This is a genomic window from Sphingopyxis sp. LARHCG72 (assembly GCF_052871675.1).
The window spans coordinates 717,272-742,720 of the sequence record NZ_JBIXJU010000001.1 but is presented as its reverse complement, the minus strand read 5'-3'; the positions used below and the strand labels follow the sequence as shown (position 1 = coordinate 742,720).

The following is a 25,449-nucleotide window of genomic DNA, read 5'->3' as shown; positions in this document are numbered from 1 at the left end:
GCTTGCGCGGCTTCGCGCATGCGCTAAAGACAGCCGATGGATCAAATCGTCATTCGCGGCGGCCAGCGACTCAAGGGCCGTATTCCCATCTCCGGCGCCAAGAATGCGGCGCTCACCCTGCTGCCTTGCGCGCTGCTCACCGACGAGCCGCTGACGCTGCGCAACCTGCCGCGGCTCGCCGACGTCGACGGGTTCGGGCACCTGCTCAACCAGCTCGGCTGTTCGACGACGATCGAGGGATCGCGCCCCGAGGATTTCGGCCGCGTGATGACCGCGCGCACGACGACGCTGACCTCGACCGTCGCGCCCTATGACATCGTCCGCAAGATGCGCGCGTCGATCCTCGTGCTCGGCCCGCTGCTCGCGCGTGCGGGCGAAGCGACGGTGTCGCTGCCCGGCGGCTGCGCGATCGGCAACCGCCCGATCGACCTCCACCTGAAGGCGCTCGAAGCTTTCGGGGCCGAGATCGAACTCGCGTCGGGCTATGTGAAGGCGAGCGCCCCCGGGCGCGGCCGCCTGCCCGGCGGCAAGTTCACCTTCCCCGTCGTGTCGGTCGGCGCGACCGAAAATGCGCTGATGGCGGCGGTGCTCGCCAAGGGCACCTGTGTGCTCGAAAATGCGGCGCGCGAACCCGAGATCGTCGACCTGTGCAACTGCCTTGTCGCGATGGGCGCGCATATCGAGGGTATCGGTACCGAAACGCTGACGATCGAGGGCGTCGACCGCCTCCACGGCGCGACCTACCGCGTGATGGCCGACCGGATCGAGGCGGGCAGCTATGCCTGCGCCGCCGTGATTACCGAGGGCGATGTCGAACTGGTCGGCGCGAAGGCCGACGAGATGGAAGCAACGCTCGCCGCGCTCCGCCAGGCGGGTGCGACGGTCGAGGAGACCAAGGGCGGCATCCGCGTCGCCATGTCGGGCCGCGCCGAACCCGTCACCCTGTCGACCGCACCCTATCCGGGCTTCGCGACCGACATGCAGGCGCAGTTCATGGCGATGGCGACGCTCGGCAAGGGCGCGTCGCTGTTCACCGAAACCATCTTCGAAAACCGCTACATGCACGTTCCCGAACTCGCGCGCATGGGCTGCGACATCGACGTGCGCGGACGTAGCGCAGTGGTGCGCGGGGTCGACAAGCTGATCGGCGCGCCGGTGATGGCGACCGACCTGCGCGCCTCGATGAGCCTGATCATCGCGGGCCTTGCCGCCGAAGGCACGACCGAGGTCAACCGCGTCTATCACCTCGACCGCGGTTACGAGCGGCTCGAAGAGAAGCTGCAGGCGGTCGGCGCCGATATCGAACGGATCAGCGCGGGGTAAGCCGCTCGGCGCGGCCATAGGGGCCGCGCACGTCGCGCTTGATCCAGTCGGCGAGTAATTTCAGATAGCCGTCGGTGATCCGCGTGACCTGACGCTCGCCGTTTGCGTCGGTGGTGAATTCCCACATGCCGTGATCGGTCTGGGGAAAGAGATAGACGTCGACCGGCTTGCCTTGCTTCGCGAGGCCGAGCAGCGCGCCGCGCGTCGTCTCGATCGGCGCCTCGCGATCCTCGCCCGCGAGCACCCAGAGCAGCGGCGCGTCGAGCTTCTTCAGCGCCGCGACCGCGTCATAATCCCAGATCAGTTCGAGATTGTCGACGCGCGCGCGCCCGATCCGCTGGAGCATGTCGTTCGGCATGCGCGCGATTGCGCCGCTATACTCGCCCTCGATCTTCGCCGCCCACGGCTTGCCCGCCATTTCGGCCCGTACCGCGTCGAGCTTGTCATAACCGGTGCGGAAATCGGACAGCAGCAACCCCGCCGTCGCCTGCGACAGGCGGGTGACCAGCGCTTCTGCATCCTTACCCAGCCCCGCGGCGCGAACCTCGGATACCATCTGCTCGCGATCTTCCTCGATCGGCGAGGCAACGAGCCCGAAGCCGATGGCGACGAAATCGGCTTTCGTCCGCGTCGCGGCGAGCGGCGCGACCCAGCCGCCCTGGCTCCCGCCGAAAAAGCCCGCGCGGGCATAACGCCCCGCAGCAATGCCGCGTGCCTGTCCCAGCGCGTTCGCCGCATCCTCGGCGAGCAGTTCGAAATTCTGCGTATATTCGCCTTCGGACCCGCCGGTGCCGCGCTTGTCATAGACGAAGACCGATATCCCTTGCGCCGCCATCGCATAGCCATAGATGCCGCCGATTGGCGAGGTACGTTCGGATCCGTGGACCATGACGACAAGCGGCCGCCTGGCGTCGGCGCCCGGCGGCTCGATCAGCACGCCGGTCATCTTGGTGCCGACGCTGTCGAAGGTCGTGGGCGTTTCGCGAAAGGCGATCGGCGTCCAGGTTTTGCCGCCGACGGTCACGTCGCCGGTTCCGCACGCCAGCGGCACGCCGGCATCGGTGGTCGCACCGCGGCGCCCGTCACGAAACAGGTAGCGCAGCCCGGGAGCCGCCACAGCCGGCGACTTTACGAGCACGACGAAATCGCCGTCGGGCGCCGCATAGGTTCCGGGCGTGCAGGCGACCTGTGCCAGGGCGGGCGTTGCGGGAAGAGCGAGGAGAAGGGCAATGCCGCCGAGGAGATGTTTCATATGACTGTATTATATAACCAATACAGCAATGGCAACTAGCTTTCGGGTTCGACGGGCACCGATACCATATTGCCGCTGACCGACGGCCGTTCGGGCCGCTTCGCGACCGCGATCACCAGCCCGATGAGCGCGACGATACCGCCCGCGATCGACAGCGTCGCCCAGCGATAGCCCTCGAACGCCGTCGAAAAGCCCATCGCGATGATCGGGATCAGCACGCTCGACCACGCCGCCTGCCCCGGCCCGACGGCGCGGATGATGTTGAAATAGAGCGGAAAGGTCACCGCGCTCGCGATCACGCCGAGGTAGAGGACGCCGCCGATATAGGTCGCGGTCGGCTCGACCACCGGTGGTCCGGTCGTGATCCACGCATAGCTGCCGTCGGCGAGCGCGCCGAAGAGCATCGCCCAGGCGATCATCACCACCATCGACTGCGCGCGCGCGAGGCGCGTTCCCTGCATCACATTGGCGGTCGACGCGCTCATCACCCCCGTGAGCGTCAATGCCGTGCCGAGCAACACCTCGCCCGCATCGAGCGCTGCGGCCCGATATTCCTGGAGGATCATCAGCCCGACGCCGACGATCGCGATCCCGGCGCCCGCGAGGAAACGTCCTTCGAGCGGCGTCTTCAGGAAGACGCGGCCCAGCAAGGTATTGGGCACGATCAACAGCGCGAACAGCACCGCAACGAGGCCCGAGGTGATATGCTGCTCGGCCCGGTAGACGAAGTTGAAGTTGAACGCGAATTGCGCGATCCCGAGCAAAAGCGCGAAAAGCATCGCGCGCGGCGCGAGCAGCAGCGGCTCGCGACGCATCGCGGCGAAGGCGAACATCGCGATCGCCGCGACGGCGAAGCGATAGGTCACCGACCAGCTGGGCGGCACGACGCCGAGCTGCCCGGTGATGACGATCCAGGTCGAACCCCAGATCAACGTCACCAGCATGAAGGGCAGCAGCACCTTCGGGCTGAGCAGCGTCGGCTGCGCGTCGCTCACAGCGCGCCGATCGCCGCCGCCAGCGGCGCGACGGCTTCGGCATCCTGATCCCAGCTGACGACGAGGCGTGCTGCGCCCTCGCCCCAATCGTAGAAATCGAACCCGGCCGCGCGCAGTTTGGCGGCTTCCTCGGCCGTCAGCCGGACGAACAATTCATTTGCCTCGACCGGATACATCAACCGGCTCCCACAGGCGGCCGCGAGCTTCGCCGCGCCCGCATTGGCGGCGCGGGCGTTGGCGAGCCACAGGTCGTTCGCGAGCATCGCGCGGATCTGCGCCGCGACAAAGCGCCCCTTGCTGAGCAAGTGTCCGCCGCGTTTCTTGAGCTCGCGCACCCCCGGCCCGCCGCTGCCGCCGAAAAAGACGATCGCTTCGGCCATCATCGCGCCATTTTTGGTGAAGCCGAACGACAGCGCGTCGACCCCGGCGCGCCAGGTGACGTCGGCCGGCGAACAGCCAAGAAACGCAACGGCGTTGGCAAAGCGGGCGCCGTCCATGTGGAGTTTCATGCCCGCGCCTTTGGCAATCTCGCTGATCGCGCCGATTTCGCCCGCACGCCACGACAGGCCATATTCGGTCGCGTTGGTGATGCTGATCGCCGCGGGCTGGACCTGATGCACATCCTTGCGGATCCCGGCGATCCGGGTCTTCAAGGCCTCGGCGTCGATCTTGGCCCCGCGTCCCGGCAGCGTCATCAGCTTGGCACCGCCCGAATAAAAGGTCGGTGCACCGCATTCGTCGACCTCGATATGCGCTTCCTCGTAACAGAGGATACCCTGCCAAGGGCGTACGAAATGCGCGAGGATGATGCTGTTCGCCGCGGTCCCGGTCGGAATCCATACGACTTCGCATGCCGTCTCGAACAGCTCGGAAAAGGCCGCATCGAGCGACTGGCTGAGCGCATCGCCGTCATAGGCGGTGTCGACATGGTTGGCGGCCGCCAGCGCCTCCATCACCACGGGGTGGACGGTCGCGGCATTGTCGGAGAAAAAGCGGGTCGCGGTCATGGACCGCGCCTTAGCGCAGGCGCGGGCCGCTGCTAACCCTTCATTTTTGCTGCGTATCGACAGATATGTCGGCAGCGTCGTCGGCCGGCGATCCGCGCGCGAGGCTCGCTCCGCCCGCAACACCGAGGCCGCCGGCCATACCCATTCCGCCGCCCATGCCGCCGCCACCGCCGCGTGCTCCGCCTCCACCGCCCGCTTCGCGGCCCGATCCGCCGCCCTTGCCGCCCCCGCTGCCCGCCGGGCGCGTCGGCCCCTGCGCGGGGATGATAACGTCGGCCGGAACCGGATCGAGGTCGAGCGCCTTGCGGATGAAATCGCGCAGCGCGACGACAAGCTCGTGAACATGCACCGGCCGCCCTTCGGCCAGTTCCTGTGCCGCGCGGCTCGCGAGCCGCACCTGATCCTCGGTGCCGAGCAGGATGATATCGGAGAGCGCGGCTTCGACCGCATCGCGGATGCGGCGCGGACGATCCGATTCGCCCGGCGATCCGTCGCCCGGTGTGGCCGGGTCGGAGAGGTCGACCGCGGGCTCCGCCTTTGGTTCGCCCGCCTGACGCTTGATGTCGCGCAGGTGCCGCGGGTCGACCATCAGGTCGCCCGTGAACGAGCCGCCCAGCGTCTTGTACGCCGCGATCAGTGTGCGCAGCCGCTCGTTGATCTGGCGGTTCATCCGTTCGCGGCGCTGCTGGATCGTCATCATCACCATCAGCCGGATGCCGACGCCGATCAGCGTTACCAGCGCAAGGCCCAGCAACGTCGTACCGATGCTTTGCCACGATGAGAAGTCGAAGAAGCGCATGCTACCGAATGTGCCGACAATCACCCATTCGCGCCACCGATTTCCTGACCGGCGTGGCGGTGTCGAAAATCAGATGCCAAGACCATCCGAGCAGTCGAACGCCGAAGCGAGCTTGCCGCGGAAGCCGGACGTGTCCGATCCCGTATCCACGAGCACCGCATCACCCGCATCGAGCCGCTCGTGAAGTGCGATCGTCAGCGAGTCTTCGCTGAACAGATCGCCGACGAAACGATTATGCGCCACGAAGCGAAGCCGCTGCGGCGAGGATTCGATCACGACGGCACGCCACGCAGGGCCATAGCTCGACTTCGCCCATAGCTTTGCACCCACAGGCAGCGCGCGCGTCGGCTTGCCGGTGACGACCGCGACATTGATCATCGTGCGGTCGGCTTCGTTGAAAGCCTGGCGAATCTCGATCGAGCCGGTGCCGAAGCGCGCGATACATTCGCCCGCGGTGCGGTTCACATAGCCGAGGTCGGCATAGCTGGCATCGTTGAACGCGGGGGTCAGGCTGGCGGCCGCCAGCAAAAGGGAGAACATGAACCAGGCTCCTGTAACAGCCGGGTCCGTGCCCGGCCGCTTTACTGACCCTGTTTCGCGAGCAATTTCAAGCGCAAGGCGTTCAATTTGATGAAGCCCGCCGCATCCTTCTGATCATAGGCACCGGCGTCGTCCTCGAAGGTCACATGGCGTTCGCTGTAGAGGCTGAGCGGCGACTTGCGGCCGACAACGCTGGCGTTGCCCTTGTAGAGCTTGAGGCGGACGGTGCCCGTCACATTCGCCTGGCTGTGGTCGATCGCCGCCTGCAGCATCTCGCGCTCGGGCGCGAACCAGAAGCCGTTGTAGATGAGCTCGGCATATTTCGGCATCAGCTCGTCCTTGAGATGCGCCGCGCCGCGATCGAGCGTGATGCTTTCGATGCCGCGGTGGGCGCGCGCATAGATTTCACCGCCCGGCGTCTCGTACATGCCGCGCGACTTCATGCCGACGAAGCGGTTCTCGACGAGGTCGAGACGGCCGATGCCATGCTTGCGGCCGAGGTCGTTGAGCGCCGCGAGCAGGGTCGCGGGCGACATCGCCTGTCCGTTGAGCGCGACGCCGTCGCCGCGCTCGAAATCGATCGTGATATATTCGGGGGTGTCGGGCGCGTCTTCGGGGTTCACCGTGCGCGAATAGACATAGTCGGGGGTCTCTTCCCACGGATCCTCGAGCACCTTGCCCTCCGACGAGGTGTGAAGAAGGTTCGCGTCGGTGCTGAACGGGCTTTCGCCGCGCTTGTCCTTCGGCACCGGGATCTGGTTCTTTTCGGCAAAGTCGATCAGCGCGGTGCGGCTGGTCAGGTCCCATTCGCGCCACGGCGCGATGACCTTGATGTCGGGGTTCAGCGCATAGGCGCTGAGCTCGAAGCGCACCTGGTCGTTGCCCTTGCCCGTCGCGCCGTGCGCGACGGCATCGGCGCCGGTTTCCTTGGCGATTTCGATCAGACGCTTCGAAATCAGCGGGCGTGCGATCGAGGTACCGAGCAGATAATCGCCCTCGTAACGGGCGTTGGCGCGCATCATCGGGAAGACGAAATCGCGGACGAATTCTTCGCGGACATCGTCGATATAGATATGCTCGGGCTTCACGCCCATCAGCTCGGCCTTGGCGCGCGCTGGCTCGATCTCTTCGCCCTGCCCGAGGTCGGCGGTGAAGGTCACGACCTCGCAGCCATAGGTGACCTGCAGCCACTTCAGGATGACGCTGGTATCGAGGCCGCCCGAATAGGCGAGGACGACGCGCTTGAAGGACTCGGACATGATGGCACCTTTGGCGAGGGAAAGACGCGGGCGCGGCTAGCAGTCCGCCGCCAAAGGTGCAACCGGATTGGCCCTCCTCAGGCGACGCGCGCCCAGTCCATGAACCAGTTGTCGTCCCACGTCTTGCCGCCGTCGCGCGACGTGCCCTGGAACCAGCGGCAGCTGTTCGGCGTGATCCGGTCCCACACGCCGCGGTAAAGTTCGGGGGCCCCATTTCCTTCGGCCCCTTCGGACAGGAAAGTGCCGGCGCCGTCCTCGAACACCCCGAGCTGCCCCGGTACCGCGACGACGCCCGACCTGGCGTTGACAAAATGGTCGGACCAGATCTTCTTTTCGACGTCGAGCAAGCGGAGCCCCATGCCCGAAAAGCCGCGCGCCGGAATGCGCAGTTCCTCGATGCTGGCGATGCCCGCGAGAATGCCGACGACGGTCGCCTCCCCGGGGAATTCGATCCATTTTTCGCCTTCGCGGAATTTATTGTGGATGCGCCATTCACCGGTGAGGAAATCGAAATCGCCGGGCTTGCCGACGGGGGCGGGGTTGATGGCGGCCGAAACGGCGGCGGGGACGAGGCTGGACATGAGGGCTCCTGTGCTAAGCGCCATGATGGTGCGGCGGTCGATATGGGTCATGGGGTCGCTCCCTTGGTGACGCTGTCCTGCTACGCCGCGCATCCTGACATTCTCTGTCAGTTATTTTCTGCTACAGCGAAAAAATGCGAGCGAGCCGCCTCCTCTCGATCCTGATCCTGCTGCAATTGCGCCAGCGGCTCACCGCGGCCGATCTCGCCGCCGAATTCGAGGTGTCCGAACGCACCATCTATCGCGACATCGACGCGCTGTCGGCCGCGGGCGTCCCCGTTTACGGCGACCGCGGCCCGGGCGGCGGATTCCAGTTGCTCGACGGCTATCGCACGCGGCTGACCGGCCTGTCGGCGGGCGAGGCGGAGGCCGCGACGATGATCGGCCTGCCCGGTCCCGCCGCCGAACTCGGACTCGGCGCAGCGACCAGCGCAGCGCGCGGCAAGCTGCTCGCAGCGATTCCGGGCGATGGCGGGGTGGTCGCCGACCGGATGGCAGCGCGCTTCCACCTCGATCCGGTCAATTGGTACCGGAGCCGCGAAAGCCTCCCCGCGCTCCCGGCGATCGCACGCGCGGTGCTCGACCAGCGCCAGCTCGCGATGCGTTACGAAAGCTGGCAGGGCCTGCGCGACTGGACGGTCGAGCCGCTCGGCCTCGTGATGAAGGCCGGCACCTGGTACCTCGCGGCGCGCGGCGCCGGAAAGATCAGGGTCTTTCGCGTTTCGAACATTCACGCGCCCGAGGCCCGCGACTCGACGTTCGACTGGCCGAAGGATTTCCACCTGCCGACATGGTGGCAGGCGGAACAGGCGCGTTTCGAGGCTGAACTTTTCGCGACCGCCGCAACCGTCCGCGCCTCGCCCGAGGGCTGCAAGCGGCTGGCGCAACAATCGCCGCGCGGTGCCGAGGCGGTCGCGACGGCGGGCGCGCGCGACGAAAACGGCTGGTGCGAAATCACGCTGATGGTCGAGGACAGCGACCATGGCGCGCGCGAGATGCTTGCACTCGGCGCCGAGGTCGAAGTGATCGCGCCCGCCAGTTTTCGCGGCCGCATCGATATGCTCGCGCGCGCGATTGCGGTCCTGCACGGCTGATTGATTCGCCCCGCCGACGCGCTATTCTGACGGGAGGGAGAGCGGCCATGGCCAAGGACGGCATCAAGACCAAAGCCACCGAAGCCGGCGTCGCCGATTTCATCGCGGCCGTCCCCGATGCACGACGCCGCGAGGAGGCGGAGGTGATCGATGCGATGCACCGCCGCGTCACCGGTCTGGACCCCAAGATGTGGGGGCCGTCGATCATCGGCTATGGCAGCTATGACTATGTCTATGACAGCGGCCGGTCGGGGACGATGTGCCGCGCCGGGTTCAGCCCGCGCAAGGCCGCGATGACGCTCTATCTGATGGGCCATTATCTCGACCGCCAGCCCGAGGCCGACGCGCTGCTCGCTAGGCTCGGCAAATATAAGAACGGCAAGTCGTGCCTTTACATCAACAAGCTCGCCGACGTGGACTTGGAGGTGCTCGAACAGCTCGTCGGGCTGAGCTGGGATGTCATGAACGAAAGATATCCGGACTGACGACGATCAGGGCAGCACGCCCCGCAAATCCTTGAGGCCGCGAACCGGACGAGGCCGCTTCTTGTCTCCCCATATCGCAACGCTGCCGACTAGCAGCAACAGGCTGAACCCCCCGGTGATGCAGCCGAAGACGATATCGCCTGTCCTCGCCGAGCCGTAGGTCTTCAGCGAGTCGTAGGCGGCGTAGGCGATCAGCAGGGCCATCGCGACCATGAGCACCGAATATAGGGCGGCTTCCCAAACTTGCTGCCCGCGCTCGACCCGGTCGAGCCGCCCGACGCGCTTCATCCCTCGCGCGATTTCCAGGATGAGATCGCGATAGCCGACGTTCCCGAGGGATTTCGGGACCAGCACGAACTTTCGCCCGTCGTCGCACCAGATCAGGCAGCGAAAGGAATCGAGCCAGCGGAATTTGCCTTCGTCGATGCTGGCGCGGATTCGACGAATATCGGCGAGCGGAATTTCGGCGCGCCCGCGCCGCGAACCGGTCAGGACCAGCGCCGGCGAGTCGCCCGCTGCGACTTCCGCGTCGACCCACAAGCCTTTCAGACCTTCGCGGCGCAGCGCCCAGCAATTCCTGATCCGGTGCACTCCGATCCGGTCACGCCCGGCGCCCATGTCTTCGTCAGCCATTCCGCCCTCCTTCGGGCCGGTCCCATGGGGGAATATTGCCGCGACGACTGTGTTGAGGGTCACACGCCGCGCGTGCCGAAATCCCGCTCCGCCCCGGCCAGATAGTCGCGCGTCAGCGGCAGCGCGTGGCGGCTGCGCGCGAACTGGATCTGGTAATTGCCCATCCCGCCGCTTTCGAACGCCGACGTCGCGCCCGCGAGGTAGAAGGTCCACATACGGAAGAAACGCTCGCCCATCATGGCGACAATTTCCGCCTCGTGCGCGAGCGTCCGCGCATACCATTGGCGCAAGGTCAGCGCATAGTGGAGGCGCAACGTTTCGACATCGGTGACGATCAGCCGGCTCTTCTCGCTCGCCGCGAGCGTCTCGCTGAGCGCGGGGATGTAACCGCCGGGGAAGATATATTTGCGCGTGAAGGCATCGGTCGCCCCCGGCCTCCCGAAACGCCCGATCGTGTGGAGCAGCATCACCCCGTCGGCGGTCATCAGGTTGGCGCAGGCGCGAAAGAAGGTCTCGAAATTGGGCGCACCGACATGCTCGAACATGCCGACCGAAACGATGCGGTCGAAGCGCCCCGCCTCGCGCGCGGCGAGATCGCGATAGTCGATCAACTCGAACGTCACGCGGTCGGCGACCCCCGCGGCTTCGGCGCGCTCGCGCGCGAGCGCAAGCTGCTGCTCGGACAGGGTGATCCCGAGCACCTCGACCTTTTCGAGTTTTGCGAGCGTGATCGCCATCCCGCCCCAGCCGCAGCCGATGTCGAGGATGCGCTGCCCCGGCGCGAGCGCGAGCTTCGCCGCGATATGCGCCTTTTTCGCCACCTGCGCTTCGTCGAGCGTCATCCCCGGCCGCGGCCAGTAGGCACAGCTATATTGCATGTCGTCGTCGAGGAAGAGGCGGTAGAGGTCGTTGCCGATGTCATAATGATGTTTGACGTTGGCGCGCGATTGCCGCTGCCGGTTGATCGAGCCGATCCGCGTCTTCACCCATTCGGCGCGCCGGCCCAGCCATGTCTTGTCGTGCAGCCGCGCACCGCGGTCCCACGGCGTGTTCATGCGGATCAGGCCGACGAGGTCCATGATATCGCCCTCGGCCAGCTCCATCTCGCCGTCCATGAACGCCTCGGCGGCGCCGAGGCGCGGGTCGAGGATGATGCGGCGCATCCCCCGGCGGCTGGTGAAGCGGATCGTGACCTCGGGAAAACCGGTAGCCGACTGCCCATATTCTTCGCGCGAACCGTCGGGCGCGACGACGGTCAGCCGCCCCTGACGAATGATCCGGGAGAGAAACGGACGCAAGATCGACATTTTACGAACCGAACATCCGGGCCGCGAAAAGGTTGCGTTCAGATGCCCGCATACCATTCATAATCGATGCGATCCTCCCAATAGCCGCCCTTGCCCGCGCCGATCGCATCGAGGCTCGCGACGGCCTCGATCGCGTTCACATATTTGGCGTGCTTGTAGCCGAGCTGGCGCTCGATCCGGAGGCGCAGCGGCGCACCGTTCGCGATCGGAAGCACCGCGTCGTTGAGCGCCCACGCCATGATCGTCTGCGGGTGCAGCGCGTCGACCATGTCGCAGCTTTCATAATAAAGATCGCCGCCGATCCGGTCGGCGCAGCGAAAGACGATGTAGCGCGCACTGTCGCTCACCCCTGCCGCGGCGAGGATGCGGCTGAGCTGCGGCCCCGTCCACTGGCCGATCGCGCTCCACCCCTCGACGCAGTCGTGCCGCGTGATCTGGGTGCGTTGCGGCATCGCGCGGATGTCGGCCATCGACAGCGACAGTGGCCGTGCGACAAGGCCGGTGACCTCGACGCGCCAGTCGGCAAAGCCGCCCGCCGCGTGCGCGGCATAGGCGGCGCCGGGCGGCAGCTTGGTCCCGTTCGAGCGGAAGGTCGGCGACAGGTCGGCGCGCGTGAATTCACGCGCGAGGGCGTCGCGATCCATCAGCGCGCGCTGGCTGGCGCGGTTCATCTCCTCGCCCATCGACAATATCTTGCGCACCGCCGGCGCCTCGTTGATCGCGTCGCAGCCGGACAGCAGCGGCAACGTCCCGGCCGCCGCGACCAGTCCGCCGGCGCGGGCGATCAACCGGCGGCGCGGGAGGACGAGTCCGCTCATCGCCCGGCACTCCGCTCGGGCGGCAGCCGGAACCAGCCGGTGATCATCGAGCGGACTTCGTTTACCGGCCCGGCGAGCAGCACCATCGCGATATGGACAAGGAAGAAAGCGACGAGCAGCCAGGCCGCGATGAAATGGATCGACCGCGCCGACTGGCGCCCGCCGAACAGGTCGAGCAGCCAGGGCGCCGACGCGTTCATCCCCGGCGACATGGTGAGGCCGGTCGCGATCATCAGCGGCAGCAGGACAAAGATGACGCCGATGTAGCTCAGCTTCTGGAGGATATGATAGCGCGCCGCGGCCTCCCCCTTCGGGAAACGCAGCCGCGCATGGTCCTTCACATCGTGCCAGATATGGCGCGGCGCCCATTCAGCGCGGCGGACATGCAGATCGCGTTTCAAATGCCCGCCGAAGAGGCTCCACAGCATATAGAATGTCAGGCTGATCGCGAGCACCCACGCGAACAGCGAATGCCAGCGGCGCCCGTCGGCGAGGCTGTAGGTCGTCGGGATCGTCGCCCAGCCGGGGAAGGCCCAGGTCTGCTGCACGCCCTTCGCATCGGTCCAGCGACCGAGCACGCCGGTCGTCTCGATCCGCGTTTCGCCGATGCGCAGGAAACCCGTCTTCGGCGTCGAGCCCACCGCAAGCCACGCATAATCGGGGTTCGCGCCATATTGCCCCCAATAGAGCCGCGGGTGGGCGTTGAAGATCATCAACCCGCTCATCAGCAGGACGAGCAGGGTCACGGCGTTCACCCAATGCCAGATGCGCGCCGGCAACCGGTGGCGATAGACGCGGATCGGCGATGTGCCTTCCGAAGGAGCGACGGGAATTTCAGCCTCGGCCATGGTCCCGGTTCGCTCCTTCGCTTCGTCCGGTTACGCGACGACCTTTGCCGCATATTCCTCGCGATACTGGCTGCGCAAACTGACCTTGTCGATCTTTTCGCTGCCGAGCTTGGGCAGCGCGTCGTTCGACATCCAGATCTGGCACGGCACCTTATAGGGCGCGAGCCGTGCGGCGAGGAACGCGATCAGATCGTCGGCGGTCACGGAGCTGCCGGGCTTCATCCACGCGACCGCGCCGACGCACTCGCCGAGCCGCTCGTCGGGCAGGCCGAACACCGCGCATTCGTTCGTTTCGGGGTGCTCGTAGATCGCCGCTTCGACTTCCTGGCAGCTGATATTCTCGCCGCCGCGGATGATGATGTCCTTCTTGCGGTCGACGATGAACAGATAGCCGTCCTCGTCGAGATAGCCGAGGTCGCCCGAGCGGAAATAGCCATTGTCGAAGAACGCCGCCTTCGTCGCCGCTTCATTGTTCCAATAGCCTTCGAAATTGCACACCGACCGGATGCAGACTTCGCCGACCCCGCCCGGCGCCACCGGATTGCCGTCGTCGTCGAGGATCGCGAGATCGACGAGCGGTTTCGAGGCGGGACCGGTCGACATCGGCTTGGCAAGGTAATTTTCGTTGATGATGCCGCAGCCGACCGCGTTGGTTTCGGTGAGGCCATAGCCCAGCAACGGCTTGCCCTCGCCCATCTCGGTCGCGAGACGCTTCACATGCTCGGGCGGACGCGGCGCGCCGCCGCCGGCGTAGCTCTTGCACGTCGACAGGTCGTAATTCTGGCGGTTCGGGTGGACGAGGATTTCGTAGCTCATCAGCGGCACGCCGACGAAATAATTGACCTGCTCGTCCTGGATCAGCCGCATCGCTTCCTCGGCATTCCATTTCGGCATCAGCACCAGTTTGCGGCCGAGCGCGAAGCTTTGCAGGAACACCGGGACTTCGGCGGTGACGTGGAACAGCGGAGTGCAGATCAAGGTCGCCGGCTGGATGTCCGACATTTGCCCGTCTTCGGTCAAGAGATGCACGATGCTCGCGGTCTGCGTCACATAGTTGAAGATCGCCTGGCAGATCGCCTCGTGGCGCGAATAGGCGCCCTTCGACTGGCCCGTCGAACCCGAGGTGAAGAGGATGGTCGCGAGGTCCTGCCCCGTCAGGCGCGGCAGTCCGGTCTCTGCGCTACCGCCGGCACCGGTGATCGGCGCGATCGCGCGATCGATCGGCTGGGTGATATCGAGCGTGATGACCTTCGCGCCGTGCTGCACGCCCGGCTCTTCGAGCCGCGCCGCGCGCTGGACGTCGGCGATGACAAGCTTCGCTTCGGCGTCGTCGATCCCCGCGGCGAGCTCGCCGCCCTGCCACCAGCCGTTGAGCAAGGTGGCGCAGCCGCCGGCCATCAGGATGCCGATATAGGTGACGCACCAGGCATTGGCGTTGCGCATCGCGAGGCCGACGCGGTCGCCGCGCTGGACGCCATGGCCTTCGATCAGCCCCGCCGCCACCTGCCGCGCCGCGCCATAGACCTGCTTGAACGACAGCCGCTCGTCGCCTTCGACGAGGAAGGTCGCATCGCCATGCATCGCCGCAAAAAACGCGACATAATCGGAAAGATTGGTCGGCGCGTTGGTGATGAAGGGCAACTGCTGACCGAAGCGTTCGACGGACCCGAGCTGGATCGGTCCACCCGGACCGGTGATCAGATTAAAAGCGGCTTCCAGGCGCAAATCGAGCGCTGATGGCATCTTGCATCTCTCCTCTTGGTCTCGCTCGCCTAACCCCTTATGGGGAGGCCTCTCCTGGGGAAGGACAGCGCGACGATATGTTTCTTTTTGCAACCTTAGCCGAAGCAACGCAATATGTGAACTTCCACGAGTTGATGGGCGAGAACAGCGAGATCGCGTTCAGCGTCTTCGGCCTCCCCATCCGCTGGTACGCGCTCGCCTATCTCGCCGGGATTTTCGTCGGCTACTGGTATCTGCTGAAGCTGATCGCGCAGCCCGGCGCGCCGATGGCGCGGCGCCACGCCGACGACATGATCTTCTATGCGATGCTCGGGATCATCCTCGGCGGCCGCCTCGGCTATGTATTGTTCTACAACCTCGGCAACTATCTCCAGAAGCCGCTCGAAATCTTCAAATTGTGGGACGGCGGCATGTCGCTCCACGGCGGCGTGATCGGCGTGCTGGTCGCGATCTGGTATGTGACGAAGAAGGAAAAGCTCAGCTTCCTGCGTTTCTGCGACTATGTCGCGTGCGTCGTCCCCTTCGGCCTCTTCTTCGGGCGCCTCGCCAATTTCGTGAACGGCGAGCTGTGGGGCCGCAAGACCGACGTACCTTGGGCGATCATCTTTCCGGACAGCGGCACGATGGACCCGCGCCACCCGAGCCAGCTTTACGAAGCCGGGCTCGAAGGGATTGTGATGATGGCGATCCTCGCCTTTTTCTTCTGGCGCACCGACGCCCGCTACAAGCCCGGCTTCCTCTTCGGCATGGCGGCGATCATCTATGGCCTCAGCCGCTTTGCGGTCGAATTCGTGCGCGAACCCGACGTCCAGCTCGGCACGCTGTCGTGGGGGCTCACGATGGGCCAGACGCTGACCGTGCCGATGCTGCTGATCGGCTTCTGGCTCGTCGCCACCGCAAAGGGTCGCCGCAAGCGGATCGAGCCGGTGGCCGGACTCGACAGCGTTGCGTGACGGACCGCCAAGCCCCGACGAGCTGATAAACGAAATCGCGGCGGCGCGGCCGACGACGATCGCCGACTATATGGCGGCGGCGAACGGCCATTATTATGCGACACGCGACCCGCTCGGCGCCGCGGGCGATTTCACGACGGCGCCCGAAATCAGCCAGATGTTCGGCGAGATGGTCGGCGTCTGGATCGCCGACCTCTGGTCGCGCGCGGGCAGCCCCGCCTTTCGCTATGTCGAGCTTGGCCCCGGTCGCGGCACGCTCGCCGCCGATGCGCTGCGCACCATGGCGCGCTTCGGCTGCACGCCGGCCGGCATCGACTTGGTCGAGACCAGCCCGACGCTGCGCGCCGCCCAGCTGACGCGCCTGCCCGCCGCCGAGCATCATGACGAGGTCGATGCGCTGCCCGGCGACGCGCCGCTGATCATCGTCGCGAACGAATTTTTCGACGCATTGCCGATCCACCAATATGTCCGCACCACCGATGGCTGGCGCGAGCGCATGGTCGAACGCCAGGGCGGCGCACTGGCGCCGGTCGCGGGCAGTGTGCCCGCCGACGACGCCGTACCGGCGGTGCTGCGCGACAAGCCCGAAGCGACGATCGTTGAAACGACGCCGGTTTCGGCGGCGATCATGCAGCGCTGCGCCTTTCGCCTCGCGCGGCAGGGCGGCGCGATGCTTGCGATCGACTATGGCTATGCCGGCCCCGCCGCGGGCGACACATTGCAGGCGGTGAAGGCGCACCGCTTCGTCGACCCCTTCGCCGACCCCGGCGAAGTCGACCTGACCGCGCATGTCGACTTCACCGCGCTCGCCGAAGCCGCGCAAAATGCGCGCGTGTCCGTCAGCCCGCTGACGACGCAGGGCGACTGGCTGCAAAGGCTCGGTATCGACGCGCGATTGCAATCGCTCGCTGCCGCGGCACCGGCCCGCGCCGACGAATTGAAGGGGCAGCGCGACCGCCTGGTCGAGCCGCGCGCGATGGGCGATTTGTTCAAGGTGATGGCTTTCACCGCGCCGGGCTGGCCGGCACCCGCAGGATTTACAGGAGACACCGCATGACCGCCGTCCAATTGGCGACGCCCGACGATGCCGAGGCGATCGCCGCCTTTGCCGAAGCATCCTTCACGCACACCTTCGGCCATATCTATGATCCGGCCGACCTTGCGCTTTTCCTGTCGAGCTGGAACCCGCCCGACCGCGTGCGCGCACAGATCGCGAGCGACGACCATGATATCGGGGTCGTGCGAGACTCTGCGGGCGCGATCCTCGGCTATATCAAGATGGGTCCGCTCGACTTCGACCTGCCCGCGGACCAGCCGACCGACAAGGCGGCCGAACTGCACCAGCTTTATGTCGCCGAAGCCGCGAAGGGCACGGGCGTCGCGGCGGCGCTGATGGACTGGGGCATCGGCTGGGCGCGCGAGCGCGCTGCGATCCTCTATCTCTCGGTCTTTACCGAGAATGGCCGCGCGCAGGCCTTTTATCGCCGCTACGGCTTCTATGACGTCGGCCGCAACGCCTTTCGCGTCGGCAACCATATCGACGAGGACCGTTTCTTCAGGCTCGACCTGTGACGGCGCCGTTCGGCACCGCCCCGTCGCTCGACGGCGTCGCGCACGGCTTCTTCGGTCGCCGCGGCGGCGTATCGGCAGGCGAGCTCGCCTCGCTCAACTGCGGCCTCGGATCGAACGACGACCCCGCACTGATCGCCGAGAACCGCCGGCGCGTTACCGACGCGGTGCTTCCGGGCGCGGCGCTGACCGGTGTGTATCAGGTCCATGGCAACCACTGCGTCATCGTCGATGGCGACACCGACTTGGGCGCGCGGCCCGAAGCCGACGCGCTCGCGACGCGGGTGCCGGGCCTCTTGCTCGGCATTTTGACCGCCGACTGCGTGCCGGTGCTGTTCGCCGACCGCGAGGCCGGCGTCGTTGGCGCGGCGCATGCGGGCTGGAAGGGCGCGCTGGCCGGGGTCACCGACGCGACGCTCGATGCGATGGAAAGCCTTGGCGCGCGCCGCACCGATATCGCCGTCGCGATCGGCCCGTGCATCGCCCGCGCCTCCTATGAAGTCGACGAGGCGTTCGTCGAGCGCTTCCTTGCGGACGATCCCGCGAACGAGCGCTTCTTTGCCGCAGGCAAGCCCGGGCACGCGATGTTCGACATCGCCGCCTATGTCGCCGCACGGCTCGCCGCGGCGGGCGTGACGCGAATTGCCATCGGCGGGCAGGACACCTATGCCGAGGGGCAAGACTATTTCAGCTATCGCCGCGCGTGCCACAAAGGAGAAAATTCCTATGGCCGCCAATTGTCGGTGATCGGCCTCAAATAGCGCAAAAAAGGGGGACGGAATGAAGGCGCTCGCGATACCGCGCAAACGGCTGGTTTCGATTGTCGGCGGATCGATGGGCAACCTCGTCGAATGGTATGACTGGTTCGCCTATGCCGCCTTCGCCATCTATTTCGCCCCGGTCTTTTTCCCGCAGGCCGACCCCACCGCACAGCTTCTGAACTCGGCGGCGATCTTTGCCGTCGGCTTCGTCATGCGCCCGATCGGCGCGTGGGTCATGGGCCGGTTCGCCGACACGCGCGGGCGCAAGGCGGGGCTGTCGCTGTCGGTCGCGCTGATGTTCAGCGGATCGATGCTGATCGCGGTCGCACCGACCTACGCGGTCGCCGGGCTGCTCGGCCCCGCGACCTTGCTGATCGCGCGCATGTTACAGGGCCTGTCGCTCGGCGGCGAATATGGCGCGAGCGCGACCTATCTGTCCGAAATGGCGCCCAAGGAAAACCGCGGCTTCTGGGCGAGCTTCCAATATATGACGCTGTGCGGCGGCCAGCTTTGCGCGATCTTCGTCGCGGTGGTGCTGCAATTCTTCCTGACCGAGGCCGAACTCACCGCATGGGGCTGGCGCATTCCCTTCGTCATCGGCGCGCTGCTTGCGCTTGGCGTGTACCTGCTGCGCCGTAACCTCGCCGAAACGCCGTCGTTCGAGAATCAGGCGGTCGACCGGCCGGTATCGACGGCGAAACTGCTGTGGAAGGAGCATCGCCGCGAAAGCATTCTCGTCGGCATGCTGTCGGCGGGCGGCGGGCTCGCGGCCTATACCTACACCAGCTACATGCAGAAATTCCTGTTCAACACGGTGGGCTTCGACAAGGCGACCGCGACCTATATCATCGCCGCCGCGCTGCTCTGGTTCACCGCGATGCAACCGGTGTTCGGCGCGCTCGCCGACCGGTTCGGGCGCAAGCCGATGCTGCTGCTGTTCGGGATCGGCGGCGCGATCGTCGCGGTGCCGACCTTCATGACGCTGGAGACGGTGACCTCGCCGATCGTCGCCACCCTGCTCATCATGATCCCGCTGACGCTGCAGAGCGGCTACAGCGCGAACAATGCGCTGGTGAAGGCCGAACTCTTCCCCGCGCATATCCGGGGCCTCGGCGTCGCGCTGCCCTATGCGATCGGCAACGCGATTTTCGCGGGCACGCTTGAAATGGTGGCGCTGGCGCTGAAGGACGCGGGGATCGAGCGCGTCTTCTATTTCTACGTCGCCTTCGTCATCGCGATGGCCGGTGTCGCGACGCTGTTGCTTCCCGAAACGAAGGAGCGCAGCCTGATTACCGAGGATTAGGGTCGGCACGCCGCGCAATATAGTTTCAAACGAAACCGGCGTGCTATAGAGGGCTCCGACACCTCAAGGAGCATCCCCATGGCCATGCGCGGCAAACCCAAGACGAACACGAAGAAAATCGGCGATCGCGACCTCAGCCCCGCCACGCTGATGATGGGACTCGGCTATGATCCGGTGCTGTCCGAAGGCTCGCTCAAGCCGCCGATCTTCCTGACCTCGACCTTCGCGTTCGAAAGCGCCGCGGCGGGCAAGCGCTTCTTCGAGCATATCACGGGCAAGCGCGAAGGCCCCGCCGACGGCCTCGTCTATTCGCGCTTCAACGGCCCGAACCAGGAAATCCTCGAAGACCGCCTTGCGGTCTGGGACGGCGCCGACGACAGCCTCGTCTTTTCGAGCGGCATGTCGGCGATCGCGACCCTGCTCCTCGCGCTCGTCGGCCAGAATGACGTGATCGTCCATTCGGGTCCGCTTTATGCCGCGACCGAGACGCTGATCGCGCGCATCCTGTCGCGCTTCGGCGTCAGCTTCGTCGACTTCCCCGCCGGCGCGACGCGCGAGGAAATCGATGCTATTCTCGTCCGGGCGCAGACACTCGCCGATGAAAAGGGCGGCAAGGTCGCGCTCGTCTATCTCGAAAGCCCGGCGAACCCGACCAACGCGCTCGTCGATGTCGAGGCGGTGCGCGCCGCGCGCGATGCCGCCTTCCCCGGCGAGCAAAAGCCCGCGATCGCGATCGACAACACCTTCCTCGGCCCGCTGTGGCAAAAGCCGCTCCGCCAGGGCGCCGAACTTATCGTCTACAGCCTCACCAAATATGCGGGCGGCCATTCGGACCTCGTCGCTGGCGGCGTGTCGGGCGACCAGCACCTGCTCAACCTGATCCGCCCGATGCGCAACACGATCGGCACGATCTGCGACCCCAATACCGCGTGGATGCTGCTGCGCAGCCTCGAAACGCTCGAACTGCGCATGAGCCGGGCGGGCGAAAATGCGCTGAAGGTCTGCACTTTCCTTCGCGATCATCCGAAGGTCGAAGGGCTCGGCTATCTCGGCTTCATCAGCGATCCGCGCCAGAAGGATATTTTCGATCGCCACTGCACCGGCGCCGGGTCGACCTTCTCGCTCTTCATCAAGGGCGGCGAGGAAGAAAGCTTCCGCTTCCTCGATGCGCTGAAGATCGCCAAGCTCGCGGTCAGCCTCGGCGGCACCGAGACGCTGGCCAGCCATCCGGCGGCGATGACGCACCTGTCGGTCCCCGAAGAGCGCAAGAAAGCGCTCGGCATCACCGACAATCTCGTGCGCGTGTCGATCGGGATCGAGGATCCCGACGATCTGATCGCCGACTTCGCGCAGGCGCTCGACGCGGTCTAACGACCGCGGCGCGCGCGCCAGTCGACAACCTGCCACCCCATCTTTGGCGCGAGCAGCTTCAGCTTGCGCGATGGGGTGGTCGCGACCGCCTCGTCGGCGAAATGCAGCATCGGATGGTCGGAGACATGGTCCGAATAAGCGCGGATATGCGCGTTATCGCGCGTAATATCATTCGCCGCCATCCAGCCGTCGATCCGTGCAAACTTCGCCTCGCCATAGCAATTGTCGCCGGCGAGGCGCGCATGGATGTGATCGGCACCGTCGGGTTCGTCGAGTTGCGTCGCGAGGACGTCGTCCATGCCCAGCCGTTCGGCGATCGCATCGACATAGAGGTGGAAGGATGCGGTCGCGAGGAGCAGCCGGTATCCCGCCTCGCGGTCGGCGGCGATCTGTTCGAGCGCGGCGGGATGCAGCCCGCGCGCGACCACCTTGTCGGCGTAGCTTTCGGCCAGCGGCGCGATTTCGGTCCGGCGAAAGCGTTTGCCGACGAGGAGCCTGAGGTTGATCGCCTTCAGCCGCGACCGGTCGATCAGGCGCAGCGAATAAGCCGCGCCGGCGAGTCCGACGAGCGGTAAAAGCAGCAATCGCCATTGCTGGCGCCGCCGCGCGACATGAATGAGGAAACCGCTGTAAGTCCCTGAACGCGTTATCGTCCGGTCCATGTCGTACATGGCGACGCGATGGGCATAGTCGGGGATCGTCGTGGTGAGCGGCTCGTCCATCCCCCACCCATAGTGTGACCGCGCGACGTGGCCAAGACCCGCGATGCCAGCCATGGATTCGCTTGCCGTCACGGGGCAAATAATACAATGTCCTCCGCACGATGGTGGCCCGGGCGGATTTCGAACACAGCGATGGCGCCGATGGCGCCGAAGTTCGCTTCACGGGCCGTCTGACGCTGGCGCGTCTGGGCGATGTCCCCGCGCGGCTCGCCGCGCTCGGTCCGATCGCGACGCTCGACCTCTCGGCGCTCGAACGCATCGACACCGTGGGTGCGTGGATCGTGACGCGCACCGTCAACGAACATGGCTCCAGGGTCGTTGGCGCGAGCGAGGAAGCGCAGCGCCTGCTCGACGCGCTGGCGAGCGACAAGAGCGAATATCGCGTCCACCGCGACCGCCGTCCGATGTGGGCACGCATGCTCGAACAGGTCGGCACTGCCAGCGTCGCCATCTGGCACGAATTACTTGGCATTGTGGGATTTTTCGGCGCGATGATCGTCGCGCTCGGCATCCAGATTCGCGCGCGCCGCCGCCTTCGCTGGAACGCGGTCGTCACGCGTTTCCAGGCGGTCGGCGTCGACGCGCTCCCGATCATCGGCCTGATGAGTTTCCTGATCGGCATCGTCATCGCGCAGCAGGGCGCGGTGCAGCTCGAACAATTCGGGCTCGAGGTGTTCACGATCAACCTCGTCGGCCGCGCCTCGATCCGCGAACTCGGGCTGCTGATGACCGCGATCATGGTCGCGGGCCGGTCGGGGTCGGCCTTTGCGGCGCAGATCGGCACGATGAAGCTGACCGAGGAGGTCGATGCGATGCGCACGATCGGCGTGTCGCCGATGGAGGCCATCGTGCTGCCGCGCGTCGCCGCGTCGACGATCACCATGCCTTTGCTCGGCTTTTACGCCAGCCTGTGCGCGATCGCGGGCGGCGGCGTTTTCTGCTGGATCGGGCTCGATATCCCGCCGCTCACCTATATCCAGCGGCTGCGCGAAATCATCCCGATGACCGATTTCTGGATCATGCTGATCAAGGCGCCGGTGTTCGGCATATTGATCGGCGTGACCGGATGTTACGAAGGCATGCAGGTTCGCCAGAACGCCGAAGAGGTCGGTAAGCGGACGACATCGGCGGTGGTCGCCGCGATCTTCCTCGTCATCGTCCTCGACGCGATGTTCGCCGTCTTCTTCTCTTCGCTGGGGTGGAATTGATGAGCGAAGAGATCGAACAGGAAATCAAGGAAGAGCTAGCGGCCGCCGACGCGGTGCGCCCCGAAAAGTTCGACGAGGCCATTAGCATTCGCGGCCTCCGCAACCAGTTCGGCGACGCGGTGATCCACGACGGCCTCGACCTCACGGTCCGCTCGGGCGAAATCCTTGGCGTCGTCGGCGGATCGGGGACCGGCAAGTCGGTGCTGATGCGCTCGATCATCGGGCTCCAGACGCCTGCGGCGGGCGAAATCGAGGTCTATGGCAAGACGCTCGACACGATCGCCGACGAAGAGGAATCGCGCGACCTGCGCCGCCGCTGGGGCGTGATGTTCCAGGGTGGCGCGCTCTTCTCGACGCTGAGCGTCGCCGAGAATATCCAGGTCCCCTTGCGCGAATATTATCCGCGGCTCGACCAGCGCTTGCTCGACGAAATCGCGGCGTACAAGGTCCAGATGGTCGGCCTGCCCTCCGACGCGGGGCCCAAATATCCCGCCGAACTGTCGGGCGGCATGGTCAAGCGCGCCGGGCTTGCGCGCGCGCTCGCGCTCGACCCCGCTCTGCTCTTTCTCGACGAACCGACCGCGGGGCTCGACCCGATCGGCGCCGCGAAGTTCGACGAGCTGCTGCGCGGGCTCGCCGACACGATGGGGCTGACCGTTTTCCTGATCACGCACGACCTCGATACGCTCTATGCCACGTGCGACCGCGTCGCGGTGCTCGCCGAAAAGAAGGTGATCGCGGTCGGTACCATCCCCGAATTGCTTGCCACCGAGCATCCGTGGATACAGGATTATTTCAACGGACCCCGCGGGCGCGCGGCTGCAAACTGCAATATCGCGCTGGAGCGGCAGGATAGGAAAAGCTGATGGAAACACGGTCGAACAATGTGCTCGTCGGCGCTTTCGTCCTCTTCTTCACCGCGGCGCTCGCCTTTTTCGTCGTCTGGCTGGCGAACGACAGCGGCGGTGAGAAGCGCGAATATGACATCTTCTTCAAACAGTCGGTCGACGGCCTGAACAAGGGCGCGCAGGTGCAATTTTCGGGCGTGCCATCGGGGCAGGTCCGCGAGATCGCGCTGTGGCCCGACGACCCGCAGTTCGTGCGCGTGCGCATCGAGGTCAACGAAGGCGTCCCCGTGCTACAGGGCACGACCGCGGCGCTCGAGGGCGTCGGCTTCACCGGCGTGTCGCAAATCTCGCTCGACGGCGCGGTCAAGGGCGCGCCGCCGATCGCCGACAAGGGGCCCGCGGGCAAGCCAGTCATCCCGACACGCGTCGGCGGGCTCGGCGAACTGCTCAACACTGCACCGCAATTGCTCCAGCGTCTCTCGACGCTGAGCGAGCGCCTCGCCGAACTGGCCGACGACGAGAATCAGGCGAGCATCCGCGGCATCCTCAACAATGTCGAGGCGTCGACCGCGATTCTCGCCCGCAACGGCCCGGCGATCGAGAAGGCACTGGCGGACACGCGCATCGCGATCCAGCAGACGGGGGTCGCCGCCGAGCAGATCGGCAATCTGGCCGCGTCGGCGCAAGGCACGATCGACCGCAACGTCGACCCGGCGATGGCGAATTTGCGCGATACGCTGAAGTCCGCGAACGCGTCGATGGCAACGCTGGAATCGGCCATTTCCGACGCACGGCCGGGTCTCAAGACCTTCAGCGAAACGACGATCCCCGAAGCCAATGCGCTGATCCGCGACCTGCGCCGCACCTCCGCCTCGCTGTCCAGCCTGACCGACAAGCTCGACCAGCAGGGCGCCGGTGCCGTGCTCGGCGGCAGCCAGCTGCCCGATTACAAGAAATGAGGACCCACGCCATGATCCGCCGCCTCCGCGCCCCGCTGCTCGTCGCCGTCGCCGCCATCTCGCTGTCGGGCTGCATCGGCCTTGGGGGCAAGACCCCGCCCTTCCTGCTCACGCTCGATGCCGACGCGGCGCCGCCCGCCGGAGGAGCGCGCACCGCAGCCGAGGCCGCGACGCTGACGATCCTGATTCCCACCGCGCCGCAAAAGCTGCGCACGACGCGGATCCCGGTGCAACAGGACGAGGCGAGCGTCGCCTACGTCAAGGACGCGCAGTGGGTCGAGGCGCCTTCGCGCCTGTTCCAGCGGCTCGTGTCCGAAACCGTGTCGGCACGGACCTCGCGCGTCGTGCTCGACGAGGGGCAATATCTGACCGCGCCGGGCGAACAGCTCGCGGGCCAGTTGATGGAGTTCGGCGTCGATGCACGCACGAACGAAGCGGTCGTCGTCTATCAGGCGATGCTGGTGGCCGCAGGCGGCAAAACCGTGACGCAGCGCCGCTTCGAGGCGCGCGAGGCGATCGGCGGCAAGGTCGAGGCGAAACCCGTCGGCGAGGCGCTGACCCGCGCCGCGAACAAGGTTGCAGGCGACGTGACCGGCTGGCTGGGCGGCTGAACCCGCCCGCACCGAGGTTGCCATTTCAATCGGGGCCGCCTAAGGGCCGCGGCACATCACCCATCGATGCGCCGCCTCTTCCGGGTTTCCGGCCGCGCACTTCCTTTCGAGCCCGCCGACTTGAAAGGACCGTCCTATGGCGTGGGTTATCCTCGCGATCGCCGTTGTTACCGAAATCATCTGGGCGCTGAGCCTGAAATGGGCTGCGACGATCGGCACATGGCAGGCCTCGATCGTTCCCGTTTCGCTGAGCTTCCTCAACATGGCGCTGCTCGCCTTTGCGATGCGCGGCATCTCGGCCGGGACCGCCTATGCGATATGGACCGGGCTCGGCGCGGTCGGGGTGATCATCGGCGGCATCTTCTGGTTCGGCGAGAAGGTGAACGCCGTCCAGATCGGCTTCATGGCACTGATCGTTATCGGCGTCGCCGGGACCAAGCTGTTCTCGACGACCTGAGGC

At 66.0% G+C, this 25,449-nt stretch carries 27 protein-coding genes; 14 read left to right on the top strand and 13 right to left on the bottom strand.

Annotation, left to right across the window (positions count from 1 at the left end; genetic code table 11):
- Positions 1-36 precede the first annotated feature (36 nt).
- Positions 37-1,323: a UDP-N-acetylglucosamine 1-carboxyvinyltransferase gene (murA, locus tag ACIPPQ_RS03590; protein WP_446542822.1), complete on the top strand. Its 1,287-nt coding sequence runs from the start codon at positions 37-39 to the stop codon at positions 1,321-1,323.
- Here murA and ACIPPQ_RS03585 read toward each other — a convergent pair.
- From ACIPPQ_RS03585 to ACIPPQ_RS03555, 7 genes are all read right to left on the bottom strand, one after another.
- The gene (locus ACIPPQ_RS03585) at positions 1,310-2,575 is read right to left on the bottom strand and encodes an alpha/beta hydrolase family protein (RefSeq protein WP_446542821.1); all 1,266 of its coding nucleotides are present in this window, start codon (positions 2,573-2,575) and stop codon (positions 1,310-1,312) included. The two genes, murA and ACIPPQ_RS03585, sit on opposite strands and share 14 nt — an antisense overlap.
- 35 nt (positions 2,576-2,610) lie before the next feature.
- The gene (locus tag ACIPPQ_RS03580) at positions 2,611-3,570 is read right to left on the bottom strand and encodes a DMT family transporter (protein ID WP_446542820.1); all 960 of its coding nucleotides are present in this window, start codon (positions 3,568-3,570) and stop codon (positions 2,611-2,613) included.
- Entirely contained in the window at positions 3,567-4,577 is a 1,011-nt protein-coding gene (locus ACIPPQ_RS03575; protein WP_446542819.1) for a threonine aldolase family protein, read from the bottom strand. Before ACIPPQ_RS03575 ends, ACIPPQ_RS03580 begins: the two co-directional genes overlap by 4 nt.
- A gap of 40 nt (positions 4,578-4,617) precedes the next feature.
- Positions 4,618-5,376 carry a hypothetical protein gene (locus ACIPPQ_RS03570; protein ID WP_446542818.1) on the bottom strand — a complete coding sequence of 253 codons (759 nt, stop codon included), beginning with the start codon at positions 5,374-5,376 and terminating at the stop codon, positions 4,618-4,620.
- Between the two features lie 69 nt (positions 5,377-5,445).
- A complete protein-coding gene (locus ACIPPQ_RS03565) occupies positions 5,446-5,916 on the bottom strand; it encodes a hypothetical protein (RefSeq protein WP_446542817.1) in 471 nt (156 codons plus the stop codon).
- Between the two features lie 41 nt (positions 5,917-5,957).
- Positions 5,958-7,175 carry an argininosuccinate synthase gene (locus ACIPPQ_RS03560; protein ID WP_058536710.1) on the bottom strand — a complete coding sequence of 406 codons (1,218 nt, stop codon included), beginning with the start codon at positions 7,173-7,175 and terminating at the stop codon, positions 5,958-5,960.
- A 77-nt stretch (positions 7,176-7,252) separates the two neighbouring features.
- The gene (locus tag ACIPPQ_RS03555) at positions 7,253-7,807 is read right to left on the bottom strand and encodes a hypothetical protein (RefSeq protein ID WP_446542816.1); all 555 of its coding nucleotides are present in this window, start codon (positions 7,805-7,807) and stop codon (positions 7,253-7,255) included.
- 83 nt (positions 7,808-7,890) lie between these two features.
- On the opposite strand from ACIPPQ_RS03555, the gene ACIPPQ_RS03550 reads away from it, so the two are divergent.
- Positions 7,891-8,850, top strand: a complete 960-nt coding sequence (locus tag ACIPPQ_RS03550) for a helix-turn-helix transcriptional regulator (protein ID WP_446542815.1) — start codon at positions 7,891-7,893, stop codon at positions 8,848-8,850.
- Between the two features lie 47 nt (positions 8,851-8,897).
- On the top strand, positions 8,898-9,335 hold the full coding sequence (locus ACIPPQ_RS03545; protein ID WP_446542814.1) for a DUF1801 domain-containing protein: 438 nt from the start codon (positions 8,898-8,900) through the stop codon (positions 9,333-9,335).
- 6 nt (positions 9,336-9,341) lie between these two features.
- Here the strand turns inward: ACIPPQ_RS03545 and ACIPPQ_RS03540 are convergent, their stop codons facing one another.
- Genes ACIPPQ_RS03540 through ACIPPQ_RS03520 form a run of 5 tightly spaced genes read right to left on the bottom strand, consistent with a single transcriptional unit; the run spans position 9,342 to position 14,684 of the window.
- The gene (locus ACIPPQ_RS03540) at positions 9,342-9,968 is read right to left on the bottom strand and encodes a hypothetical protein (protein ID WP_446542813.1); all 627 of its coding nucleotides are present in this window, start codon (positions 9,966-9,968) and stop codon (positions 9,342-9,344) included.
- Positions 9,969-10,027: 59 nt separating this feature from the next.
- On the bottom strand, positions 10,028-11,275 hold the full coding sequence (locus ACIPPQ_RS03535) for a class I SAM-dependent methyltransferase (RefSeq protein ID WP_446542812.1): 1,248 nt from the start codon (positions 11,273-11,275) through the stop codon (positions 10,028-10,030).
- Between the two features lie 38 nt (positions 11,276-11,313).
- Positions 11,314-12,093 carry a molybdopterin-dependent oxidoreductase gene (locus tag ACIPPQ_RS03530; protein WP_446542811.1) on the bottom strand — a complete coding sequence of 260 codons (780 nt, stop codon included), beginning with the start codon at positions 12,091-12,093 and terminating at the stop codon, positions 11,314-11,316.
- On the bottom strand, positions 12,090-12,941 hold the full coding sequence (locus tag ACIPPQ_RS03525; RefSeq protein WP_446542810.1) for a cytochrome b/b6 domain-containing protein: 852 nt from the start codon (positions 12,939-12,941) through the stop codon (positions 12,090-12,092). The genes ACIPPQ_RS03530 and ACIPPQ_RS03525 overlap by 4 nt, the downstream gene beginning before the upstream one ends.
- Before the next feature lie 30 nt (positions 12,942-12,971).
- On the bottom strand, positions 12,972-14,684 hold the full coding sequence (locus tag ACIPPQ_RS03520) for a class I adenylate-forming enzyme family protein (protein WP_446542809.1): 1,713 nt from the start codon (positions 14,682-14,684) through the stop codon (positions 12,972-12,974).
- Between the two features lie 77 nt (positions 14,685-14,761).
- On the opposite strand from ACIPPQ_RS03520, the gene lgt reads away from it, so the two are divergent.
- The 6 genes from lgt to ACIPPQ_RS03490 all read left to right on the top strand — a co-directional run bounded on the left by lgt (position 14,762) and on the right by ACIPPQ_RS03490 (position 20,641).
- Positions 14,762-15,637, top strand: a complete 876-nt coding sequence (lgt, locus tag ACIPPQ_RS03515) for a prolipoprotein diacylglyceryl transferase (protein ID WP_446542808.1) — start codon at positions 14,762-14,764, stop codon at positions 15,635-15,637.
- A complete protein-coding gene (locus ACIPPQ_RS03510; protein WP_446542807.1) occupies positions 15,630-16,694 on the top strand; it encodes a class I SAM-dependent methyltransferase in 1,065 nt (354 codons plus the stop codon). Before lgt ends, ACIPPQ_RS03510 begins: the two co-directional genes overlap by 8 nt.
- Entirely contained in the window at positions 16,691-17,209 is a 519-nt protein-coding gene (locus ACIPPQ_RS03505) for a GNAT family N-acetyltransferase (protein WP_446542806.1), read from the top strand. Before ACIPPQ_RS03510 ends, ACIPPQ_RS03505 begins: the two co-directional genes overlap by 4 nt.
- Complete coding sequence (pgeF, locus tag ACIPPQ_RS03500; RefSeq protein WP_446542805.1) at positions 17,206-17,967, top strand: peptidoglycan editing factor PgeF; 762 nt, start codon at positions 17,206-17,208, stop codon at positions 17,965-17,967. The genes ACIPPQ_RS03505 and pgeF overlap by 4 nt, the downstream gene beginning before the upstream one ends.
- Before the next feature lie 19 nt (positions 17,968-17,986).
- A complete protein-coding gene (locus ACIPPQ_RS03495; RefSeq protein ID WP_446542804.1) occupies positions 17,987-19,270 on the top strand; it encodes an MFS transporter in 1,284 nt (427 codons plus the stop codon).
- 78 nt (positions 19,271-19,348) lie between these two features.
- Complete coding sequence (locus tag ACIPPQ_RS03490; RefSeq protein WP_446542803.1) at positions 19,349-20,641, top strand: cystathionine gamma-synthase family protein; 1,293 nt, start codon at positions 19,349-19,351, stop codon at positions 20,639-20,641.
- Here ACIPPQ_RS03490 and ACIPPQ_RS03485 read toward each other — a convergent pair.
- Entirely contained in the window at positions 20,638-21,363 is a 726-nt protein-coding gene (locus ACIPPQ_RS03485) for an HAD family hydrolase (protein ID WP_446543105.1), read from the bottom strand. The genes ACIPPQ_RS03490 and ACIPPQ_RS03485 overlap by 4 nt on opposite strands.
- 101 nt (positions 21,364-21,464) lie before the next feature.
- Between ACIPPQ_RS03485 and ACIPPQ_RS03480 the strand changes: the two genes are divergently transcribed.
- The 5 genes from ACIPPQ_RS03480 to ACIPPQ_RS03460 all read left to right on the top strand — a co-directional run bounded on the left by ACIPPQ_RS03480 (position 21,465) and on the right by ACIPPQ_RS03460 (position 25,446).
- Positions 21,465-22,571 carry an ABC transporter permease gene (locus tag ACIPPQ_RS03480; RefSeq protein ID WP_446542802.1) on the top strand — a complete coding sequence of 369 codons (1,107 nt, stop codon included), beginning with the start codon at positions 21,465-21,467 and terminating at the stop codon, positions 22,569-22,571.
- Complete coding sequence (locus ACIPPQ_RS03475) at positions 22,571-23,437, top strand: ABC transporter ATP-binding protein (RefSeq protein ID WP_446542801.1); 867 nt, start codon at positions 22,571-22,573, stop codon at positions 23,435-23,437. The genes ACIPPQ_RS03480 and ACIPPQ_RS03475 overlap by 1 nt, the downstream gene beginning before the upstream one ends.
- A complete protein-coding gene (locus ACIPPQ_RS03470) occupies positions 23,437-24,378 on the top strand; it encodes an MlaD family protein (RefSeq protein WP_446542800.1) in 942 nt (313 codons plus the stop codon). Before ACIPPQ_RS03475 ends, ACIPPQ_RS03470 begins: the two co-directional genes overlap by 1 nt.
- An 11-nt stretch (positions 24,379-24,389) precedes the next feature.
- Entirely contained in the window at positions 24,390-24,989 is a 600-nt protein-coding gene (locus tag ACIPPQ_RS03465) for an ABC-type transport auxiliary lipoprotein family protein (protein WP_446542799.1), read from the top strand.
- A 136-nt stretch (positions 24,990-25,125) separates the two neighbouring features.
- The gene (locus ACIPPQ_RS03460; protein WP_446542798.1) at positions 25,126-25,446 is read left to right on the top strand and encodes a DMT family transporter; all 321 of its coding nucleotides are present in this window, start codon (positions 25,126-25,128) and stop codon (positions 25,444-25,446) included.
- The last annotated feature ends 3 nt before the right edge of the window (positions 25,447-25,449 follow it).

Excerpts from the sequence above, each read along its gene's own strand:
- ACIPPQ_RS03560 (WP_058536710.1), bottom strand. The coding sequence starts at position 7,175 with ATGTCCGAGTCCTTCAAGCGCGTCGTCCTCGCCTATTCGGGCGGCCTC.
- ACIPPQ_RS03460 (WP_446542798.1), top strand. The coding sequence starts at position 25,126 with ATGGCGTGGGTTATCCTCGCGATCGCCGTTGTTACCGAAATCATCTGG.
- ACIPPQ_RS03505 (WP_446542806.1), top strand. The coding sequence starts at position 16,691 with ATGACCGCCGTCCAATTGGCGACGCCCGACGATGCCGAGGCGATCGCC.
- ACIPPQ_RS03480 (WP_446542802.1), top strand. The coding sequence starts at position 21,465 with ATGGTGGCCCGGGCGGATTTCGAACACAGCGATGGCGCCGATGGCGCC.
- ACIPPQ_RS03550 (WP_446542815.1), top strand. The coding sequence starts at position 7,891 with ATGCGAGCGAGCCGCCTCCTCTCGATCCTGATCCTGCTGCAATTGCGC.
- ACIPPQ_RS03495 (WP_446542804.1), top strand. The coding sequence starts at position 17,987 with ATGAAGGCGCTCGCGATACCGCGCAAACGGCTGGTTTCGATTGTCGGC.
- ACIPPQ_RS03485 (WP_446543105.1), bottom strand. The coding sequence starts at position 21,363 with ATGGACGAGCCGCTCACCACGACGATCCCCGACTATGCCCATCGCGTC.
- ACIPPQ_RS03535 (WP_446542812.1), bottom strand. The coding sequence starts at position 11,275 with ATGTCGATCTTGCGTCCGTTTCTCTCCCGGATCATTCGTCAGGGGCGG.
- ACIPPQ_RS03525 (WP_446542810.1), bottom strand. The coding sequence starts at position 12,941 with ATGGCCGAGGCTGAAATTCCCGTCGCTCCTTCGGAAGGCACATCGCCG.
- murA (WP_446542822.1), top strand. The coding sequence starts at position 37 with ATGGATCAAATCGTCATTCGCGGCGGCCAGCGACTCAAGGGCCGTATT.
- ACIPPQ_RS03465 (WP_446542799.1), top strand. The coding sequence starts at position 24,390 with ATGATCCGCCGCCTCCGCGCCCCGCTGCTCGTCGCCGTCGCCGCCATC.
- ACIPPQ_RS03475 (WP_446542801.1), top strand. The coding sequence starts at position 22,571 with ATGAGCGAAGAGATCGAACAGGAAATCAAGGAAGAGCTAGCGGCCGCC.
- ACIPPQ_RS03565 (WP_446542817.1), bottom strand. The coding sequence starts at position 5,916 with ATGTTCTCCCTTTTGCTGGCGGCCGCCAGCCTGACCCCCGCGTTCAAC.
- ACIPPQ_RS03490 (WP_446542803.1), top strand. The coding sequence starts at position 19,349 with ATGGCCATGCGCGGCAAACCCAAGACGAACACGAAGAAAATCGGCGAT.
- ACIPPQ_RS03575 (WP_446542819.1), bottom strand. The coding sequence starts at position 4,577 with ATGACCGCGACCCGCTTTTTCTCCGACAATGCCGCGACCGTCCACCCC.
- ACIPPQ_RS03470 (WP_446542800.1), top strand. The coding sequence starts at position 23,437 with ATGGAAACACGGTCGAACAATGTGCTCGTCGGCGCTTTCGTCCTCTTC.
- ACIPPQ_RS03555 (WP_446542816.1), bottom strand. The coding sequence starts at position 7,807 with ATGACCCATATCGACCGCCGCACCATCATGGCGCTTAGCACAGGAGCC.
- ACIPPQ_RS03585 (WP_446542821.1), bottom strand. The coding sequence starts at position 2,575 with ATGAAACATCTCCTCGGCGGCATTGCCCTTCTCCTCGCTCTTCCCGCA.
- lgt (WP_446542808.1), top strand. The coding sequence starts at position 14,762 with ATGTTTCTTTTTGCAACCTTAGCCGAAGCAACGCAATATGTGAACTTC.
- ACIPPQ_RS03520 (WP_446542809.1), bottom strand. The coding sequence starts at position 14,684 with ATGCCATCAGCGCTCGATTTGCGCCTGGAAGCCGCTTTTAATCTGATC.
- ACIPPQ_RS03545 (WP_446542814.1), top strand. The coding sequence starts at position 8,898 with ATGGCCAAGGACGGCATCAAGACCAAAGCCACCGAAGCCGGCGTCGCC.
- ACIPPQ_RS03570 (WP_446542818.1), bottom strand. The coding sequence starts at position 5,376 with ATGCGCTTCTTCGACTTCTCATCGTGGCAAAGCATCGGTACGACGTTG.
- ACIPPQ_RS03540 (WP_446542813.1), bottom strand. The coding sequence starts at position 9,968 with ATGGCTGACGAAGACATGGGCGCCGGGCGTGACCGGATCGGAGTGCAC.
- ACIPPQ_RS03530 (WP_446542811.1), bottom strand. The coding sequence starts at position 12,093 with ATGAGCGGACTCGTCCTCCCGCGCCGCCGGTTGATCGCCCGCGCCGGC.